The sequence below is a fragment of the Lentzea aerocolonigenes genome (assembly GCF_000955955.1).
In the GTDB taxonomy this organism is placed as follows: Bacteria; Actinomycetota; Actinomycetes; order Mycobacteriales; family Pseudonocardiaceae; genus Lentzea; species Lentzea aerocolonigenes_A.
In genome coordinates, this window is the sequence record NZ_JYJG01000399.1 from 1 (window position 1) to 1,782 (window position 1,782).

General features: G+C 68.4%; 2 protein-coding genes. Both read left to right on the plus strand.

The window, feature by feature from the left end:
- Window positions 1-241: 241 nt before the first annotated feature.
- Entirely contained in the window at window positions 242-613 is a 372-nt protein-coding gene (locus UK23_RS40320; protein WP_045317074.1) for a DUF4180 domain-containing protein, read from the plus strand.
- Window positions 614-663: 50 nt separating this feature from the next.
- Complete coding sequence (locus tag UK23_RS40325) at window positions 664-1,710, plus strand: threonine aldolase family protein (RefSeq protein ID WP_045317075.1); 1,047 nt, start codon at window positions 664-666, stop codon at window positions 1,708-1,710.
- Window positions 1,711-1,782: the final 72 nt, after the last annotated feature.

Below are 1,782 nucleotides of genomic sequence, written 5' to 3' on the forward strand. Positions count from 1 at the left end.
GGCTGCGGGCCCTTGGAATCAACCGTCTAGTAGTTGTCCTGAAAACATGATCAACCGCCTCCCGCAAGGAAGGCGGAGCGCGGGGTGCGGAAGGGGGCGGCGTTGAGAGGACACGCACATCGACGTGTCTGGTCGACCTGTCCGGCAGTGAGTGCAACGAGGCCAATCCACACGGCGGCGACGCCGGGCGGGGCGGAATTCGGCGCGACACCGGACGGCGGCCGCGGCTAGGTTCCGGGCTATGCCTGATGTTGTGCAGACGCGCCACGGCGCGAACGTCCTGATGTGCGCGCCGGACGGCCCCGTGATCGGGGACGAGCAGTCCGCTGTGGACCTGATGGCCACGTTGTGGGGGCAGGACGTGCAGTGGCTGGTGCTGCCGGTGGCGCGGCTGACGGAGGACTTCTTCGTGTTGCGCACCAAGGTCGCGGGCGCGGTGGTGCAGAAGCTGCAGCAGTACGGCTTCCGGGTCGTGATCGTCGGGGACATCGCGGCGTACGTCGCGCAGAGCACGGCGTTGCGGGACTTCGTGTACGAGTCGAACCGCGGCCGGCAGCTGTGGTTCGTGGCGAACGAGGCGGAGCTGGACGCGCGACTGAGCGCAGCCGCCTGATCACCAGGACGACACTATTGCAACTATGTTGCAGCAAGTAGGCTCGCGGCATGGACATCCGCCGCTCCCTGTCGAACCACTCCGGTCCGCGCCGCTCGCCGCACGAGGTGCTGCGAAGGCTCGCGGAACGGGTCACGCCGGACACCACGGCCGACGGGCCGGTGCGGGAACTGGAGGAGCGGGTCGCGGGACTGCTGGGCAAGCCGAGGGCGTTGTTCTTCCCGTCCGGGACGATGGCGCAGCAGGCGGTGCTGCGGGTGCATGCCGAGCGCCGCAACAGGTATGCGTTCGCGGGGCATCCGCAGTCGCATCTGCACGTGTGGGAGAACCAGGGTTACAGCGCGGTGCACGGGCTGCGGTTCCACCCGGTGGGCGACCGCAACGCGCTGCTCACGACCGCGGACCTCGAAGCGGTCAAGGAGCCGCTCGCCGCGGTGGTGATCGAGCTGCCGCAGCGTGACATCGGCGGCCAGTTGCCGACGGTGGACGATCTCGCCGAGCAGACCGGGTGGGCGAGAAGCACCGGGGCGGCCGCGCACTGTGATGGCGCGCGGATCTGGGAGGCGCAGACCGGTTACGACGCGACGCTTCCGGAGCTCGCGGGTCTGTTCGACACGGTGTACGTGTCGCTCTACAAAGGACTCGAAGGCGTGCGGGGCGCGGTGCTGGCGGGCGACGACGAGACGATCGAGCACGCGGCGGTGTGGCGGCGCAGGCTGGGCGGGGCGATCGTGGACGCGTGGCCGTTGGCGGCGATCGCGTTGATGGGCATGGACGAGAACCTGCCGCGGATGCGGGAGTTCAAGGCCCACGCGCAGGCTCTGGCGGAAGCGATCAACGAGGACGGCTTCGCGCACACGACGCCGGCCGTCCCGCAGACTCCCCTGTTCCACGTGCATGTGCCGATGTCGCAACAACAAGCGCAGCAGGCCGCGCAGAACCTGGGCCAGGAAACCGGGATCAAGCTGTTCTTGTACGCGCGGTCGAATCCGGATCCGGGCAGGTGCAGCTTCGAGGTGAGCGTGGGGATCAACGCGCTGGAGTTCACGCCGCGAGAGGTGGCGGAGTTGATCAGAGGACTACCATCGCGGGTGTGAGCCTGCCCGAACCCGTCCAGCACGCGCTGGTGCGGGTGTCGCACTCGGTGCTGATCCTGTCTCTTATACACA

Excerpts from the sequence above, each read along its gene's own strand:
- UK23_RS40320 (WP_045317074.1), top strand. The coding sequence starts at position 242 with ATGCCTGATGTTGTGCAGACGCGCCACGGCGCGAACGTCCTGATGTGC.
- UK23_RS40325 (WP_045317075.1), top strand. The coding sequence starts at position 664 with ATGGACATCCGCCGCTCCCTGTCGAACCACTCCGGTCCGCGCCGCTCG.